This is a genomic window from Pseudomonas sp. SIMBA_068, assembly GCF_046534705.1.
In the GTDB taxonomy this organism is placed as follows: Bacteria; Pseudomonadota; Gammaproteobacteria; order Pseudomonadales; family Pseudomonadaceae; genus Aquipseudomonas; species Aquipseudomonas putida.
This window is the reverse complement of record NZ_JAWRYI010000408.1, coordinates 1-276: the sequence shown is the minus strand read 5'-3', so window position 1 is coordinate 276 and position 276 is coordinate 1. Positions and strand designations below refer to the sequence as shown.

The following is a 276-nucleotide window of genomic DNA, read 5'->3' as shown; positions in this document are numbered from 1 at the left end:
CATACCGTAGCCGCAGCCCGACCTCGGTATTCGCCAGGCCAGAACCCACGCCTCGCTCAGGGTCGTTCTTGCCATAGAAATTGGCTTCGGCGGTGGGCTGAAGGATCAGGCGATTGGTCAGCAGAATGTCGTAGTCGCCTTCCAGGCGCGCGGCGGTTTGACCGTTCTCACCCAGGAACGCGGTGGCTTCGGCCTCGAAGCCGTAAAGCGCCATGCCCTGGATGCCGAACGCCGCCCAGGTTTGCGGTGATTGCGGTTTGAAATCCTGGCGCACTC

Annotated in this window: 1 protein-coding gene; it reads right to left on the bottom strand. The window is 62.3% G+C overall.

Features of this window, described 5'->3' with window-relative positions:
- On the bottom strand, positions 1-276 hold a 276-nt coding region (locus SB756_RS29740), incomplete at both ends, for a copper resistance protein B (RefSeq protein ID WP_410913163.1).